General features: G+C 71.5%; 7 protein-coding genes. 1 reads left to right on the forward strand and 6 read right to left on the reverse strand.

Annotated features, from left to right (window positions below; genetic code table 11):
• Positions 1–381 precede the first annotated feature (381 nt).
• On the forward strand, positions 382–3,294 hold the full coding sequence (locus tag ACFXG1_RS07680; RefSeq protein ID WP_384741569.1) for a BTAD domain-containing putative transcriptional regulator: 2,913 nt from the start codon (positions 382–384) through the stop codon (positions 3,292–3,294).
• A gap of 247 nt (positions 3,295–3,541) precedes the next feature.
• Here ACFXG1_RS07680 and ACFXG1_RS07685 read toward each other — a convergent pair whose 3' ends face one another.
• From ACFXG1_RS07685 to ACFXG1_RS07710, 6 genes are all read right to left on the reverse strand, one after another.
• Positions 3,542–4,465: a hypothetical protein gene (locus ACFXG1_RS07685; RefSeq protein ID WP_384716549.1), complete on the reverse strand. Its 924-nt coding sequence runs from the start codon at positions 4,463–4,465 to the stop codon at positions 3,542–3,544.
• Between the two features lie 92 nt (positions 4,466–4,557).
• On the reverse strand, positions 4,558–6,816 hold the full coding sequence (locus ACFXG1_RS07690; protein WP_384716546.1) for a hypothetical protein: 2,259 nt from the start codon (positions 6,814–6,816) through the stop codon (positions 4,558–4,560).
• A gap of 156 nt (positions 6,817–6,972) precedes the next feature.
• A complete protein-coding gene (locus tag ACFXG1_RS07695; protein ID WP_384716543.1) occupies positions 6,973–9,174 on the reverse strand; it encodes a DEAD/DEAH box helicase in 2,202 nt (733 codons plus the stop codon).
• Positions 9,174–10,514 carry a BREX system ATP-binding protein BrxD gene (gene brxD / locus ACFXG1_RS07700; protein WP_384741572.1) on the reverse strand — a complete coding sequence of 447 codons (1,341 nt, stop codon included), beginning with the start codon at positions 10,512–10,514 and terminating at the stop codon, positions 9,174–9,176. The genes ACFXG1_RS07695 and brxD overlap by 1 nt, the downstream gene beginning before the upstream one ends.
• A gap of 115 nt (positions 10,515–10,629) precedes the next feature.
• Entirely contained in the window at positions 10,630–13,542 is a 2,913-nt protein-coding gene (gene pglZ / locus ACFXG1_RS07705; protein ID WP_384741574.1) for a BREX-2 system phosphatase PglZ, read from the reverse strand.
• Positions 13,539–17,429: a phage resistance protein gene (locus tag ACFXG1_RS07710; RefSeq protein WP_384741576.1), complete on the reverse strand. Its 3,891-nt coding sequence runs from the start codon at positions 17,427–17,429 to the stop codon at positions 13,539–13,541. The genes pglZ and ACFXG1_RS07710 overlap by 4 nt, the downstream gene beginning before the upstream one ends.
• Positions 17,430–17,474 lie beyond the last annotated feature (45 nt).

The raw sequence follows: 17,474 nt of genomic DNA on the forward strand, positions 1-17,474 counted from the left end.
GGGCCCGGCCGGCGGGGTCGGCGCTCCGGCCGACAGTGCTGTGGATCAGTCGATGCGTTGCATGACAGTTTCGTCCTCCTCGCGTCGGTGCCCAGTCCTTCGTCCGGGCCGCGGTGGTGAGGAGACGGTCATCGACCTCTGGCTAGGAGGTCTCGTGTGCTCCACATCGCGGCACCAGACCAGACGGTAGCCCAAAAAGGGGCCGTCGCAATAGAGTTGGCGAAAACGGCGCGACGAGGCACCTCGGGAAGCCATCCCGTGTACCTCGTCCGCGCGGGCGTCATGGGACTGGGCACGTCCGCAATAAGCACTTGGTCCATCATGCGGGGCGCGGATATACGATCGATATACGCCGTGGCAGATTTCGGTTGACCACAGGGGGTGGGGGTGGCGGACGAGGCCGTGGATCTCCGCTTCGGCGTGCTCGGGCCGGTGCGTGCGTGGCGTGGTGGAGAGCCGCTGTCGACCGGCTCCCGGCAGCAGCGGGCCCTACTCTCGGCACTGCTGCTGAGTGAAGGCCGTGTCGTCCCTCCTTCGGAGCTGATCGACGCGATCTGGGGCGAGGAGCCGCCGTCCCACGCCTTGGGCGTCATGCGGACGTACGCCCACCGGCTGCGCAAGGTGCTGTCGGCGACGACCCTGGTCTCCGAGTCCGGCGGCTACGCCCTGCGGATGGAGCGCGACGCCCTGGACCTGTTCGTGGCCCAGGAGTTGGCCGCCGCGGCCGTGAAGACCCGGGCCGCGGGCGACCCGGGTCATGCCCGGATGCTGGTCAACAAGTCGCTGGGGCTGTGGGACGGTGAGCCGCTGGCCAATGTCCCCGGGCCGTACGCGGAGAATCAGCGCACCCGTCTGGAGGAGTGGCGGCTCCAGCTGCTGGAGACCCGGCTCGATCTCGATCTGGAGGTCGGGGCACACGCGGACGCCGTATCCGAGCTGACCGCCCTCACCGCGGCACATCCGCTGCGGGAGCGGATGCGGGAGCTGCTGATGCTCGCCCTCTACCGCAGCGGACGGCAGGCCGAAGCCCTCGCCGTCTACGCCGACACCCGCCGCCTCCTCGCCGACGAACTGGGCGTCGACCCCAACCCCGAGCTGTCCCAGCTCCAGGAGCGCATCCTGCGCGCCGACGTCGAACTCGCCCTCCCCGGGCCCGGTATCGACCGCGCGTCGGTCACGGTCTCGCTGCCCAGGCCCGCCCAGTTGCCCGCGCCTTGGCCCGACTTCACCGGCCGGTCGGCCGTCGCCGATGAAGTGGCCGGGTGGCTCGGCGGCGGCGACGCGTCGGTGGTGGCCGTCTCGGCGCTCGCGGGCATCGGCGGCGCCGGCAAGACCGCCCTCGCCGTTCAGGTGGCGCATCGGATGCGCCCGCGGTTCCCGGACGGGCAGCTCTTCGTGGATCTCCAGGGCGCGGGTGGCCGCCCCGTGGCGTCCACGTCGGTACTCGGTGCGTTTCTGCGCGCCCTGGGCATCCCGGAGTCGGCCATTCCGGATGCCGTCGAGGATCGTACGGCGCTCTACCGCTCCACACTGGCCGACCGCCGGGTCCTGGTCCTGCTGGACAACGCCAGGGACGCGGCCCAGATCCGGCCCCTGCTGCCGGGCACGGCGGGCTGCGCAGCCCTGGTCACCAGCCGGGTCCGGATGATCGATCTGATGGGTGCCCGTCTCGTCGATCTCGATGTCCTGTCCCCGGACGAGGCGCTCCAGCTCTTCACTCGGATCGTCGGCCCGGAGCGCGTGGCCGCCGAACGGCAGGCCGCCCTCGATGTCGTCGCGGCCTGCGGTTTCCTGCCGCTGGCGATCCGGATCGCCGCCTCCCGGCTGGCCGCCCGCCGCACCTGGACCGTGTCGGTGCTGGCCGCCAAACTGGCCGACGAACGCCGCCGTCTCGACGAACTCCAGGCGGGCGACCTGGCCGTGAAGGCCACCTTCGAACTCGGCTACGGCCAGCTGGAACCCGCCCAGGCCCACGCCTTCCGGATGCTCGGCCTCGCCGACGGCCCCGATATCTCCCTCGCCGCGTCCGCCGCCGTACTCGGCCGCCCGGTCCAGGAGACCGAGGACCTCCTCGAAGCCCTCGTCGACACATCCCTGCTGGAATCCCCCGCGCCCGGCCGCTACCGCTTCCACGACCTGGTCCGCCTCTACGCCCGCGCCTGCGCCGAACGGGACGAACGGCCCGAGGAGGCCGAGGCCGCCCTCGCCCGGCTGCTCGACTTCTATCTCGCCACCGCGTCCCGGGTCTACGGCGGCGAGCGCCCGGGCGATCGCCTTCCGTATCACCTCGGGCCGACCGAACACCCGGGCCTCACCTTCGGCGACTGGCGAAAGGCCGTCGACTGGCTGCATACCGAGGCGCACTCCCTGCTGGCCTGTGCCCGACAGGTCCCCGGGGGCAGCCGGCTCGCGCTCGCCGCCGATCTGCTGTGGGCCACCCAGAGCCTGGCCGAGTCCGGCACCTACTCACGGGCCTACGAATCGGCCGCAGTCGCCGTCCGGGACGCGGCGCGCTCCTCCCGGGACATCAGGACCGAAGCCCGCGCCCGGATCTCCGTCGTCAATTGCCACATGGTCGCGGGGCGGTACGAGGAGGCCGACGACGAGGCCCGGATCGCCGCCGAACTCGCGGTCTCCGTCGACGACCCCGCCCCCGTCTACTGGGCGGACAACGACCGCGGCATCATCGCCTTCAACCAGGGCCGGTACGAAGACGCGGAGGAGTTCCTGCGCCGCGCCGCCGAGGGCGCCCGCCGGGACGGCAGCGACTCGGCCGAGGCCAGCGCGCTCGGCAACCTCTCCAGAATCCAACTGGCTCTGGACCGGGTCGAGAAAGCCATCGACCTCGCGCGGCAGGGCGTCGGCATCTATGAACGGATCGGGCACACCCTCCGGCTGGCCAACGCCCGCTACGCCCTCGGCGTCGCCCTCACCCAGGCCGGCCGGCACACGGACGCTCTGGAACAGCTCTCCGAGGCGATGGAGCTCTTCGAGGCCAACCGGCAGCGGCTCTGGCAGGGCACAACCCACTACCGGATCGCTCAAACCCACCTGGCGGCGCACCGGCCGGCCCGCGCGGCCCAGCACTGCGAACAGGCCCTCGCCATCGGCTGCATCGGCGGCGACCGGATCCGCGGCATCGTCCAGATCACCCTCGGCCGGGCGCTCTCGACCCTCGGCCAGGCGGACCGCGCCCGCGCCTGCTGGCTGGAGGCGAAGTCCCTGCTGGACCCCGCGGGCGCGCCAGAAGCGGAAGAGGCGCGCGAACTGCTGGGCGCGGAGGTCACGGTCTGAAGGTCGCCCCGGAGCGGGGCGGGGGCGGGGACGGGGACGGGGCGGTCTCCAGTAGCCGTCCAAGGGCGACGGGACCCGCTGCGTATCGAGCCCCACCTGGACATCCGTCCCGCCGAGGAGTGTGCTCGTGGCGCGCAGAGCCTGCTTCTCGCCGCCCAGGCGGCGCAGCAGGGTCTGGATCTGACGGTCCCAGGTTGTGTGTCGTTGGCCGTGACCATCGCCGTCGCCATCGCAGCCGTCGACGCCCTCATACGCAACGCGGCGCGGCGCCCGCCGCGTCACTGAACTTCTTGCTGAACTCCGCGATCTCCGGCAGCCGCATGGCGGCACGCTCGGTCTTGTCGAGATACCGGAAGTCGAAGGCGAACACGGTCTCCTTGCCTTCGCACCGGGCGCGGGTGAAGTCGCGGCCCTCGACGGACGCGACGAGAGGTGGATCGCCGACGACGGCGAAGCGGGCGAAAGGCCCTTCCCGATCGCCCTCGAAGGAGAGGTCGCAGTACAGGCCGTGGGCCGGCTCCCCGGTGATCCGCTCGGTCACCCGCTCGCCGCGGGGGCCTCGGGCATCGGTGAGGCGGAATCCCTCGATTCCACACACCTTGTCGAGGTCCGCGGCCTTCGCGGACGAGGGGGCGGACGTACGGTCGGCGGTGTCCCCGTAGCCCGGTGCGGCGCAGTCGGATACGTCGGTCAGTCCGCGCGCGGCGGCGGACAGGAGACGGCCCATGCCGTCCGCGTCACCCGACTCGCCCCTGCCGGGGATGGCGGCCGACACCACGACGGGGCCTTCCTCGTCGTCGCCCGTGACCTTTCCGCAGGCCGCGGGCAGCAGTGCCCAGCCGCCCCGATCGTCGTACGTGCCGTGCGTTCCGCCCGACAGGACGTGCCGGGTTCCGGCGATCTCCCAGACGTCCCTGGCGAACGGGAAGCCCGGCTGTTCGGTGTCGACCCTCAGGCTGATCCGCTTCTCCTCGCCCGGGAGCCAGCTCGCCATCTCGATCGTGCACGCGTCGGCGGATTCCTCGGTGGCCGACACCTTGCCGATGCCGCCGCCGAAGGCCCGGGCCGCCTCGTCCGGGGTCACCCAGCCGTGGCAGAGGCGGCCGGAGTCGATCAGGTTGGTGTTGAAGTACGTGAACGTGCCGCCGATGAGCACGAACACGGCGGTCACAGCGGCGATCCAGGGCCCGCGACGGGACCGCCGCCGGGGCTCGTCATCGGTGGCCACGCCGTCTCGGAGATGCGTCCCGTTGTCCAACGTGCCTATTCCCAACCCAGATAGACGGCCGCGTCGCCGCGCGATGTCCCGTACGACTGCTTCGCCTCGTCCCGCATGGCCTGCCACGCGACCCAGTTCGGGTCGTTCCCGGAGTTGTCCTCGTCGTCGATGTCGACGCCCCGGTCCACGGCCCAGCGGTCGATCATGTCGTACGTGCCGTTGACACCGGAGGCGTAGTGGTCCGAGTTCTTCTCCTGGGCCTGTGAACCCGCCGCGTCGGCGACGTCCTTCGACCACTCGTACGTCGCCGCGTCGATCAGCCGCTGCGCGGAGTCACCGACCACGGGAAGGGCGGTGACCGGGGCGCCGGCACCGTGGTAGGCGTACTTGGCCATGTCGTTGGCGGCGCCGACCTTGCCGTCGCGCTCGTCGAGGATCACATCGGAGCCGATGGAGTTCATCGCACCGGTGACGGCGCCGAGGTCACGGGCCGGGTTCTTCCAGGCGTCGTTGCCGTTGCCGCCGGATTCCGGTGCCCGGGTCATCTGGTCCAGGGCGTAGTGGCGCTGGGTGTCCTGCAGGAGGGCGTAGGTCTGGTCGTCGGCGGAGACGCCCCGCATGACCCGTACCAGACTGTCCTTGCCGACGGTGATACCGGCGTCGTCGCCGTCGGTCCAGATCCTGTCCTTGCCTTCCGGGCTGCCGTACTTGGTGCCGTTCTCGGCGAGGATGTTGTGGTTGTCGGCCGCGTAGTCGGCGATGGCGTGACCCAGCGGCTTGCGCAGATTGGCGTGGACGTCCTCACCCCCGGCGCCGTCGTCCAGCATGGTGATGGTGCTCTGCATGACACGGGCCTGCGCTGCGGTGTGCGGGCCGGGCTCGCCGCCCCGCTGGCCCTCACGGAGCGGTTCGTGGCCGGTGGCCGCCGCTTCCAGGGCCCTGCCCAGACCTATCCGGCTGGTCGGGTCGTCGAAGTCCTTCACCACCATGCCGGTGACGGTGTTCTTCGGCCACTCGCGGGCGTCGTCCCCGCTGCCCAGCAGGTATTCCAGATGGTTGTTGCCCACGTGGTCGGCGCCCGAGCCATTGCCCGCCGGATCGAGGAACGCGGTCGCGGCGGCCGGGTTGCGGCTCATCAGATCGAGGACTCCGTCCACGGCGTCCGTCTCCATGCCCTTGTGGCCGGGGCCCCACATCGTGAAGATGCCCGGCTGCTCCTTCTCGGCCTTGATCGTCTGGGTGCCGAGGTCGTACAGGAACTGGTCGTCGAAGTCCTGGTCGGCGTGTTGCATCAGGCTGACGTAGGACTGGTAGCCGTACAGGGGGTTGGTGTCGGGGCCGAAGTTCTTCGTCCCCTCCTTCTTCATCGACGCGGTCCACTCCTTGCAGAAGGCGCCGTCCCGGCTGTTCAGCCAGGCGTTGAACGCGGGCGAGCCGGGCGGCATGTCCTTCACACTGCCGGGCACGGCGGTCGCCGTCGCCAGGGAGTTGGCGAAGTTCCGCGTCACCTCCGCGAGCTGGAACTTCTCATCCCCCTTGGCGTCGCGGGCGCGTTCGTCGAGCTCGTTGCCCAGCTCGATCGTCGCGGCCGGACCGAGGGCGCGCAGCAGTTCCTGGCTGAACGCCTTGTCGTCCCGGTTGTCCCGGAGCGCCCGCCGGAGCTGCTCCATCTCCTCGTCCGACACCTTCTTGCCGTCGGCGAGCCTCCGTGCGATGCCCTCGGCCACATCCGCCTCGTACGACTCGACGTCGCCCTTGGCATCGCCGTTGAAGCCGCCCGGCATCCCGCTCAGGGGAGTGCTGTCCTTGACCACTTCCCTCAGGGCGATCCGGACTCCCTCGTCCGCGTCGTCGACGACCTTGACCGCCGCACGGATCCGTTCGGTCCAGGAACGCTCGGCCGCCGGCAGGTCGGGGTCGCGGCGGATGGAGGACGCCTGCGGCTCGCCCACCTTCGAGAAGTCGTAGTGGCACACACCTTGGTCGGAGACCTTCATCCCGGCTTTGACGGCATCGTCGCGGGCCTGCTCGACACCCTTCTTGAGCGCCGTGAACTGGGCGTGGGCGTCGCGCAGTAGCGATGCGACGGCCTTGGCCTGCCGCTGCGCCGCCTGGATCTCCTTGAGTGTGATGTCGAACCGCGCGTTGGCCGCGCTCGCGCTCAGCCCGTCCCAGACCGGTCCGCCGAGGGACACACCGTGCACGTCGTCGCGGTACGGCGGCTCCGCGTTGTCGTAGAGGTGTTTGGCCGTCTCGTCCCACTTCGTGGCCGCCGTCGTCAGCGTCGAGAGGTCAGTGGTCATCACTTCGTGGTAGCTCGGCACACCTATCGCCCCCGCCAGTAGCCGTTTTGGCAACCAAAACGCTATCAAGGGCGCGTTAAGATTTTCCTACTGCCCCCACAGATCTTGTGCCGCCAGCGTTCCGGCCGGCCAAGTGGTCTCGGCGGCGGCTTCGGGTCAGCCGTCGTGCTGGAACCGCACCGACTCGCCCAGCACCGAGCGGGCGCCCTCGAAGTCGGCCAGGCGAGCCGCCACCGTGGCCACGGCGATCCGTTCCGGGAGGGCGGCGGAGAACTTCAGCCCACGTACGGCCCGGCGGTCCACATCGGGCAGGACGAGGTTCTCGCCGACCTCGCCACGAGCCGCGTGCCAGTCGGCCCGGGAGAGGTTCTCCCGCAGGCGCAGCCAGCAGTCGGTGGGCCGTTGCAGGGGGTCGGCAATCGACGGGAGGGTGGCTGCCAGGGTGGCGTTGGCGCGGTAGCCGGCCCAGGTCCACCACCGGACGTCGGAGCCGACGCGCGTGATCAGCGTGCCGCCCGGGTGGACGGTGTCGGGTGCGTCGGTCTCGCGCTGTTCGGCCAGGCAGGCCGCTGCCCGCCGGGTGAGGGAGACGGGTGGGTCCGTGCCCAGCAGCACCTGCCGCATGGCGCGGGTCAGGGGATACGACAGCCCGGTGACGCCACCGTTCATCCACTTGGCCACTCCACCGCCGTCGACGGGCTCGACGAAGACCCGTTTGCGCGACCAGTCGATGTACGTGACCTGCCAACTGCGTCCGCCGAGCAGCAACCGCCTGGGGCCGGGGCGTTCCTCCGTGAGCACGCTCGGGTCCGTGTGGCCGATCTCCGTGCGCCCGGACAGGACGGTGAACTGCGGGGGTGCGGTGAATGACGCGGTGAGTTCGATGAAGTGCCTGTTGCCGAAGCGGCGTTCCGCCTCGGGGCCGACGAACAGCATCCCGCCGTCGCTGTCGAGGAAACCCTCCTCGGTGAGGAAGCGCAGGATGGGGGCGGCCGACCTGTCGAAGGGGGCGAGGCCGTTCCACTGCCGGTCCCACAACTGGTCGCCGAGTCTGTGCTGTTGCAGGGTGACGGCGAGGAGTTGCTGGGCCACCAGGTGGCGCGGCTCGGGCGGCGGGACGACCGGCTCCACCCATCCCCATGACCACAGCAGCAACAGGCCCGCCGCCTGTAGCAGGGTCTCCTTGCGGGTGGCGAGGAACAGACAGTTCCGCACGGTCCCGGGACGCCGCCCGGTGCGTCCGATGCGCTGGAGGAACGAGGCGACGGAGGCCGGTGAGTCGATCTGGATCACACGGTCCAGATCGCCGACGTCGATGCCGAGCTCCAGGGTCGACGTGGAGACGATGACGCAGTCACGCGCTTCGGCGAATGCCCGTTCGGAACGTGTGCGTTCGTCGACGGAGAGCGAGGCGTGGGACAGGAAGACGGTCACCTCGCGCGCGCGCAGCGCCGCCCCCAGCTCCTCGACCTGGCGGCGCGAGTCGCAGAAGACGAGCCGTTTCTCGCCCCGGTGCAGCGCCGCGACGAGTTTGGCCGCGTTGTCGAGGGAGCCGACGTAGTCGAGTGCCACTTCGCCCGCCGGCCTGCCGGAAGGTCCGGTGCTCGCCTTGGCGTCAGGATGTCCGCCACGGTGGGCGGCCGGCATCCGGACTCCGGGAGCGATCACCCGGCCCGTGCGGCTGCCGGCGGCCGCGCCCTGGAGCCAGTGCAACAACTCGGCCGGGTTGCCGACGGTCGCCGAGAGCCCGATCCGCTGGATGGGCCGTCCGATCACCCGCTCCAGCCGTTCGAGCACGGCGAGCAGGTGCCATCCCCGGTCGTCCCCCGCGAACGCGTGGACTTCGTCGATGACGACGGCCCGTACGCCTCCCAGCAGGCGGGCGTGGTCGGTCTTGACGCCGATCAGCATCGCTTCGAGCGACTCGGGCGTGGTCAGCAGGATGTCCGGCGCCTCGGCCCGGATGCGCTGCCGCTGCGGCTCCTTGGTGTCGCCGTGCCAGAGCGCGGCCCGTCGCCCGAGCCACTGGGCGTACGCGTCGACGCGGCCGACCAGGTTGTTGAGGAGTGCCTTGAGCGGGCACAGGTACAGCACGGACGTACCGGCCCACCGCTGCTCGGTCATCGCCGACAGCAGCGGGAAGCAGGCCGCCTCGGTCTTGCCCCCCGCTGTCGGGGCCAGCAGGACCGCGTCCTGCCCTCCCATGAGCGGCGTGATCGCCGCCCGCTGCAGGGGGCGCAGATCGGGCCAGCCGAGAGTGTTGACGATGTGGTGCAGGACGACGGGGTCGAGCCGGTCCAGCACATCGGCGTCCGCACTCCCCGGGCCCTTCCCGGCCGTGCTCCCCGGGGCGTCCATCACAGCTCCAGATCGACGTCGTCGGCCGACGCGGAGACCGTGGCGGCCAGATTCCGTTCGACGTCGGTGAGTTCACTGCCGACGACGGTGAGCCGGTAGTGCCGCCGGGGGTCGAAATCGTCGAACTGGTCCACCCGGTCCAGTACGTCCCCGACGAGCTTCTTCAGGAACAGCCGTGGGGCCACCCCGGCCTTCCCGCCCAACGCTCCGCCGACGGCCACCGCGAGGTCGGCGACGTACGCGTCGTCGACGACCTCGCGCACCCGCTCGGGCACCCGGGCGGCGTCGGCGTACAGGTCACGGATGGTGAGGCCGAGTCCGACCAGGGACCTCTGGTCGAAGCCGGGAAGCCTGATCTGCACGGCGCGAGGGTTGTCGAAGCGCGGGTCGGTGGTGAAGTCGGTGGCCAGCCGCTGAGCGAGCGGGGGCAGCCGCTGTACCCCCTGCCGGCCGTCGAAGAAGGCCGGGGTGCCGGTGATGACCAGGTAGAGGCCGGGGAAGCGGCCGGAGTGGACCTCGTCGAGGAGTTGCCGCAGGGCGTTGAGCGCCTTGTCGCGGGCGTCCGACCTGACCCGTTGCAGCGTCTCCACCTCGTCGAGGACGACGAACAGACCGGTGTGCCCCGAGTCACGCAGCACAGTGAGGAGCCCCTGCAGAAACCCGAGCGCGCCGAAGTGGTCGAGGTCGCCGCGGACCCCGGCGGTCCGGCGGGCGGAGGCCGCGACGTGCGGCTGCCCGCCGAGCCACGCCAGCACGGCGGCGGCGGTCGCCTCGTCCCCGTCCGCGAGGGCGGCCCGGTAGCCGCGCAGAGCGGTGGCGAACGACGGCGCGTGCCGGGAGACCTCGGCGAGCCGTGCGACGAGCAGCTTCTCGACCTCGCCCGGAAGCTGTTCCTCGGTCGTCCCCGCCGCGAGGGCGTCCTCCTCCAGCGCGTAGAACCAGGCGTCGGCCACGGGCCGCAGCGCGCTGGGCGGGAAACTGGAGGTGGTGAGCCGTTCGGTGAGCCGCCGGTAGACCGTCTCCAGCCGGTGCAGCGGGGTCTCGTTCTCCGAGACCTGGATCTCGGCCACGGCGAAGTTGCGCCGCTTGGCCCGCTCCCCCAGCCAGCGGGTGAAGAACGTCTTGCCGGACCCGTACTCACCCCGCACGGCCTTGAAGACGGAGCCGCCGGACGCCACGGCGTCCAGCTCCGCGTCCAGGGCCGCTTCGAACCGGTCGAGTCCGGTGGCCAGCAGATCGAGTCCGCCGTCGGGCACGGCGCCGCGCCGCAGCGCGTCGATGACGGTACGGCGGCGGGCGGCGCTCACCTGGGCGGGGCGCTGGGATCCGGTGGTGCTCACGGCAGCCAGTCTTCCATTTTCCGCGGGCATACCCGTACGGGGACCGGGACACGGCCGCGGGTCGGTCCGCTCCTCCCGCGGCACCGTGCGGAGGCCGGAGGCACCCCGGACCCCGTCAGCCCGCCCGGAGGGGGAACTGCTCGCGCAGCAGTGCCTCGTGGAGACGGAGCGTGCGGCCGTCCGGAAGGGTCTCCAGCACCTGTACGCCGTCGTAGTTGAGGAGCTGCCGCAGGACCGCGGCGAAGCCGTCGGCCCGGGTGATGGGCATACCCGCGCGCTGGGCGAGCGCGGTCACCGGCAGGGTGCCGCCCGCGTCGAGCAGGGCGGCGAGCGCCTTGTGGACCTGCTCCCGCTGCGGCTTGCGCGCCAGGCCGTCGAGCTGCCCCTGGTACGTATCCGAATCGAGCAGCGCCGTCACCAACGTCTCGGTCCGGGAGACGACGACGGGTGTGAGCAGGGCGTCGTCTCCTCCGGCGGCCAGTTCCACGTCGAAGAGCGCGGCGGGCTGCGTCCCGGGTCCGGGTTGCTTCCTCCGGGGTTTCGCCGTCCCCTTCTTCGGAGCCGCGCCCTCCGACGGAGCAGAACGCTCGCCGGCCGGAGCTCCCGCCTCCTCCCGCGCCCACCAGGGCGGCCGTTGGTCCCCCAGCTCCCGCCACCCCTTGGGCGGTTCCGCACCGAACGGGAGGAACGCGAGCACCGGAATGGCGAACTCGGCGAGCGAGGCCCCTCCGTGGTAGCCGGCCTTGAGGGCGGTGTAGCGGGAGTCCGCGTCCCAGAGCGCGACGATCGACGCGCCGGGCTCGGGCCAGACCACACGCGGCCCGCGGAGGGCGATCTCCCGTTCACCGAGCGGGCCGCCGGGCAGGCGGTGCCTCGCGGACGCGGGCTCGGTGGCCGCGTCCGCCTTCGTTCCGTGCCGGTCGACGACGTGGCCGTGGTCGCTGGTGACGATGACCGCCATGCCCTGGTCCGCCGCCACCCGGAGCAGGTCGCGCAGGCCGGGTACGTCGTCGACCCGCCAGGTTCCGTCGCCGAGTTTCTGTTCCTTGGCGAGACGGTCGTCGATGGCGTTGAGGACGACGGCGACATGGGTTCTGCCGTCGATGAGCGCTTCCGTGAGGGCCGGGCCGAAGGCGTTGCCCGCGGTCTCGCCGCGCAGGTCGTCCTTGTGGAAGGCGGCGGCCGGCGCTCCGCTCCACACTCTCAGCGCGGGGAAGAGCCTCTTCTCATCGGCCTGGGTGCCCTTCGTCAGGACGCCCGCGAAGAGGGATGTCCGGGACACGGCGGTTACGGTGGGGAGGGCGGCGGCCATCGCCCGCCGACGCGGCGTGTCCTCGGCCAGCGGGTCGAATTCCGCCCAGGAGCGGCGTAGTTCCTCGCCCAGTTCGTTGGCTATGGCCGCGCTCATGCCGTCGATGACGAGCAGCAGCACCCGCCGCCCCTCCCCGCGCCGGACGACGGGCCCGGCCACCCGGTCGAGGAAGGTCTCGACGGTGAGCATGCCGCCCGGCGGGGTGCCGTCCCGCGTCCAGCCGGCCAGTTCGCGTGCGAAGGACGCGTCGATCCGCCGTCGCCGGTCCCGGACGCGCGTGCCGATGGTGTCGTAGGCGGTCTTGAGTACGGGGTCGGGGTCGCCGCCGGCCTCGATGTGCTCCAGGGCGAGGTCGGCCCAGCCGGTCTCGGCGATGTGCCGCTGTACGGCGTCGGCGACGGTGGGGGCGTCGGGGGACGGGTCGGTGGTCAGCCAGCGGGCGAGTCGCTGCCCCATGCGGGCGCGTTCGACCCGGGCGGACTCTTCCGGGTCGGTGGCGAGCCTGTGGTCCGCGAGCCGTCGCACGGCGTCCGCGACCGCGGCCGCGCCACCCTCCGCGAGTGCCTGGCCGACGGCGGTGAACCGGGCTTTCAGCCCGCCGCGCGAAACGGGGCTCTCCGCGACGGCCGCCTCCGCGCCGAACTGGCGGGCCAGCACGGCGGCCCGGTCGAGCACGATGCCGGTGGTGCGGCGTGCCTCGCGGGCCTGGTCGGCTTCGGCACCGCCACCCCGGTGCCCGGCCGTCAGCAGCGTGCTCACATACTCCTCGGCGGACCGCCCGAAGACACCCACGAGGGTGTCGAGTTGTTCACCGACGGCCGGGGGCCGGTCGCCGAGGTAGCGTTCGGCTCGGCCCCTGGCCTGATAGGTCTCGGGGGCGGGTGCGGCATGCTGCCACAGGGCCGCGCAGACGAGGCCGAAGGCTGCGGCGTCCGCGCCGCGCTCGGCGTCGACGAGAGCGAGCAGAGCGCGTCCGGCGAGCCCTGCCTGGTCCTCCTCGCCGAGGAAGGCGGTCAGTCCGGCACGCTCGGGGCCTCGCAGTCCCAGCAGCCGCTCGGGGGCTCCCGGCCGGGTCGACCAGTGCAGCAGGGTCTGCGCGTCGAGCCGGTCCTCGCCGTGGTGTCGCGTACCGTCCTCGGTGTCGTAGCGGCCGAGGCGCAGGCGGCGCCGGGCGAGCACGGTGAGCGCGTACTGCTGCGACAGCCACCCGCCGGGCACCGGCGGCCAGCCGCCGGGCGGGGTGGCGTCGAGCAGGGCTTCGGCCGCCCAGTTGACGTCCTTCAGGCGCGGGTCGATCTGCCGGGCGCCGAACGCCTCCCGCACGACGTCCCAGCTGTCGACCATGTCGATGCGCTGCTTGTGGACGCGGGCGGTGATCGCCGGGTCGAGTTCGTTCTGCTCGCGGTCGGTGAGGACCACCAGGACGGCGGGGCCGGGGCGGCGGCCCGCGAGGTGGTCGAGGACGAGTTCGTGGACGGCGAGCGGGGAGGGCGCCGCCGCGACGCCGGCCGTCCGGCCTTCGCCCCAGGCGGGTTCGCCGGGCCCGTCCCACTGGGGCGCGGACCGCAGCAGCACCACCCGGCGCCGGCCCCCGCCGGCTCCGGTCAGGGCGGCGGCGAGGGAGGACTGCGAGGACAGGTACTGGGTGACGGTCGCGGTGTTCAGCCGGACGGCGCCCGGGACGACGGCGGTGTCCGGGGCGGCGGCGACGGTCATTCGACGACCTTCCAAGTGATCTCGACGGTCGCGTCGGGGTGGCTGGCGGCCAGCTCGGACAGTTCCGCCCGGAGGTCGGCGGCGGCGCGTGCCACGGTCGTACGACGGCTACCGGCCGTTGGCGCCGAGCCGCCGCCGGAGGGGGCCGGTGGGGGTGTCGGCGCCGGGTCGAAGGGGATGCGCGGATCATTCGTCGGATTGTCCAGCGACAGGTCGTCGGCCGTGGGCTGCTGCTCGACGACGGGGGGCGTCGGGGTGCTGACGGCCTGGCGGCGCTTCACCAGGGCGACGACCTCGCGCTGAGTACGGGCCAGGGCCTCGCCCAGGTCCGCGGTGCGCTGGTCGTCGCGGGCCACGTTGCGCAGCGAGTCGAGCAGTGCCGCGCCCTCGAATTCCAGACCGGCGGCGAGTTCGAGGGTGCTCCAGGGCGCGGAGGCGATGGCTTCCGCGACGCGACGGGCCTGCTTGACGGAGGTCCCGTACCGGTCGGCGCTGGTCTCACCCAGGTCGAAGGATGCGAGGGCCTCCACGGTCTTCTTCGCCCCGGCCGCGCCCTTGCCGGCCTCCGCCGTGAGCGCGTCCAGCAGTTGCCGGGAGCGGCGGGCGAGAGCGAGTCGTCCGGTGTCGGCAGTCTGGTCGAGGCCGAGGAAGGAGGCGTGCGCCTCCAACTGGTGTACCAGGTTCCCGGCGTGGTCCCGGTGGGTGCGGGCGGCCTCGATGATCTGGCGGGCGAACTGGTTCACCATCCGGCCGCGCCTGAGGGCGGGAGCCTTCTGCCCGAAGATCGTTTCAAAGCGCTGCCGTGCCGTGTCCCAGTCGGATTCCGCGGGCAGCGGCTGGCTGCGCAGCGCGTCATGGTCCTTGATCGCGGACAGTTCGGGCGCGGGATCGAGTACGGCACCGCCCCGCACCCATACCCGGTCGTCCATCTCGGCGAAGGCGGCGACGACGAGCCGGGTGAGGAAGTCGGGCAGGCCGCGCGGGTCGGGGCTGTCCGTCCAGTCGGTCAGGGTGATCAGGGACAGGTCCCCGGTGCGGCCCTGGGCGCTGGCGAGCCGGCGGAAGTGGTCGGCCCAGTAGCGGGACAGCTCGAAGTACGCCTCCTTCTGCTGCCCGAGGCGCAGGGGGCCCACGATGCGCTGCATCAGCTTGCGGTCGCCGGCCGGGACCTCCGCCCGTCCGTCCCGGGCCTCGGCCGCGGCCCGCACATGGGTGAAGACCTTGCGCGCGTCGGCGGATTTGACGGCGGTGGCGGTGGCGTCCGGGTCGAAGTCGGGGTGTGCCGGGTACTGGTGGGCGAGCAGTGTGCCCACGACGTGCCGGACGCCGTCGTACAGGCTCTGCCCGAAGGACAGGGTCAGGCCGTCCACGTCGGGCAGCGGGACGAGGTGGTCGTTGAAATCCGGTACGACGTCGGCCGCCTGCTTCTGCGCCAGCCCGTACGCCTGCTTGAAAGCGCCCCTGATCTGTTTGAGCAGAGCCTCTCGCTGGGTTTCGAGCAGACCCTTGGCACGGCTGCGGTTGTCGGCGTTGAGGTGGCCGGCGTACTGGGTGTCGAAGCGGTGCTCGTCGGCGAGGGCCTTGTCGATGACGACCAGGCGCCGGAAGTCGGCGAAGCGCTGTACGGACAGGTGGGCCGGCACCCAGGCGACGACGCGGGACCGCTCGCCCTGCTGGCGCTCGCGCAGCCGCCGGATACGGTCGGCGTCCTCGACGGGGCCCTTTTCGCCCTCGTCGAAGGGGAGGTCTATCGCGATGCGCCAGCGCCCGTCCTCCTGCGGCATCAGGTCGTGGTCGGGCAGTTCGTCCTTGTCGGCGATGTTCCCGAACACGACCTCGGCGATACGGGCGGTGCCGCGCCATACCAGGCCGAGCTGATCGCTCAGCTGTCCGTGCTCGACGCCCAGTTCCTCGGAGAGCAGGCGCCGGGCGAGCGCGACCCGGTTGCCGGGGTTGTCGTTGACCTGTGCGTTGGCGATGACGGAGTCGACGTCGACGCCGGACAGCTCCAGCCGTACGCCGGGGTTGGCCTCGGTACCGGTCTCTTTGATCTCGGGGAACCTGGCGGCCCACTCGGCGACCTTGTTCTTGATGATGCCGACCTCGGCACCGGGGATGGGTGCCAGGACCGACCCGTGGTTGAGCGCGCCGAGGCGCCGGATGGTCAGCTCGGCCAGCGAGGGCACGCTGGGCGCGAGCGCCGACAGCAGCAGGGTGCAGACGAGCCGGTTGTCGCCGACGAACATCCGGCAGCGGTTGGCACGCTGCGGGTCGGTGCCGGCCTCGGGCCGGTTGACGTACTGCTCGACGTCGTCTTCGGTGATGTCGTACGAGCTGAGGAGGTAGGGCCGGAGCTTGGTCCGGTACAGCTTGTCGGCGGCCTCGAAGACGACCTTCAGGCTGTCGGTGAACGGCTTGTCGCCGCCCTCCGCGATCACCGGGTAGAGGTCGCCGACCGGGATGAGCTGTCCGAGCCGGAGCTCGTTGCGGTGGTCGGCCAGGAGCTGCCCCATCAGCTTCAGACCGGTACGGGAACGCTGCAGCGCGGACGAGATGTGGACGAGGGTGTCCATGAACGCGGGCGAGAACGGGTACGTCAGCCGGAACGACTCGGCGTCCGCGCCGGTCGTCCCCTTCTCGGAGCCGAGGAGGGTGTCCCAGACCTGGGTGCCGACCCGCTTGGTCTGCTCGAAGGCGGCGTCGACGAGCCGTTCCGCCTCGGCGTCCTTGGGCTTGAGGATGCGCGCCTGGGCGATCTGCGGGAGGTTGCGGTCCTCCAGGGTGATCTTGTCGAACCGGCCGGAGGCCAGGTTCAGGGTGTCCTGGATGGAGGCTTCCGCCGCGCCGGACACCTCTTCGCCGACGAGTTCCCGCAGGTCGCGCTGGCGGGCGATGAACGATACGACCGGGATGGCGCGCCGGGCGTCGCCGCCCTCCACAAAGTTCGTGATCTTGCTGGCCTCGCGGGCCACGAACTTCTGCTCGTGGATGAGCGTCGCGAGCCAGAGGATCAGTTCGTCCAGGAACAGGATCAGACCGTCGTAGCCGAGCGACTTGGCGTGCTCGGCGATGACGGACAGGCCGGCGTCCAGGGAGATGAAGCCGTGCTCGTTCTCGGCGGCGTTCTTGGCGAAGCCGGGGAAGAGGTTGGTGGCGGCGTCGTTGACCAGCTTGGCACGCAGTTCGGCCGGGGCGGTGGGGTTGCGGAGGTCGAGCGGGGTGCCCCCCTCGTGGTTCTCCTCGGCGGCGAGGGCGGTGTCGAGGAGCTGCGGGGTCCAGGCGAAGCCCTCGCCCCATTCATCCGTTTCGCCGTCGCCCGCGTCGCCGCCGCCCAGACCTCGGATGACCGCCTCGTCGCCGTAAGTGGCGCGATTGGCGCGGATGTCGGCGAAGAGGGAGTCGGTCCGGTACACCTGCGGGGTCGGCGCGTCCGGGCGCAGCTTCTTGACGTGTGTGACGTACCCGCCGAGCACCCGCTGTTCGAGGGCCTTCGCCCCGAGCATGTGGTACGGCACGAGCAGGAACCTCTTGCCGTCCGTGGTCAGCCACTCGTGTTTGGTCAGCACCGGGTCGAACTCGGTACGGGCGCGGGCGGCCGGGTCGCCGCTGAGCAGGGCGTACAGGACGGCCATGAAGTGCGACTTACCGGAACCGAACGAGCCGTGCAGGTAGGCGGCCTTCGAGCGGTGCCCGTCGAGAGAGGACTTGATGAGCGCCAGCGCCTCGTCGAAGTTCTCCAGCAGCCGCTCGGTGACGACGTAGTCCTTGAGCGCGTTCCGGGCGCCGTCGGCTGTCGTCGCCTCGGCGAGGGAGAGCACGAAGTCCGAGGTGGAGATGTTCTCCTTGATGTCGATGACATCACGGAGGAGGGGCGGCTGCTGGGCCATTGCGGGTCTCGCTCTCCCTGACGGTGTTCGGTGCTGCTGCTCGAA

Source organism: Streptomyces sp. NPDC059248 (genome assembly GCF_042753905.1).
In the GTDB taxonomy this organism is placed as follows: domain Bacteria; phylum Actinomycetota; class Actinomycetes; order Streptomycetales; family Streptomycetaceae; genus Streptomyces.

Bases quoted from the DNA above. Each gene is read 5' to 3' on its own strand.
- ACFXG1_RS07690 (WP_384716546.1), bottom strand. From the start codon at position 6,816: ATGACCACTGACCTCTCGACGCTGACGACGGCGGCCACGAAGTGGGAC.
- ACFXG1_RS07695 (WP_384716543.1), bottom strand. From the start codon at position 9,174: ATGGACGCCCCGGGGAGCACGGCCGGGAAGGGCCCGGGGAGTGCGGAC.
- pglZ (WP_384741574.1), bottom strand. From the start codon at position 13,542: ATGACCGTCGCCGCCGCCCCGGACACCGCCGTCGTCCCGGGCGCCGTC.
- ACFXG1_RS07710 (WP_384741576.1), bottom strand. From the start codon at position 17,429: ATGGCCCAGCAGCCGCCCCTCCTCCGTGATGTCATCGACATCAAGGAG.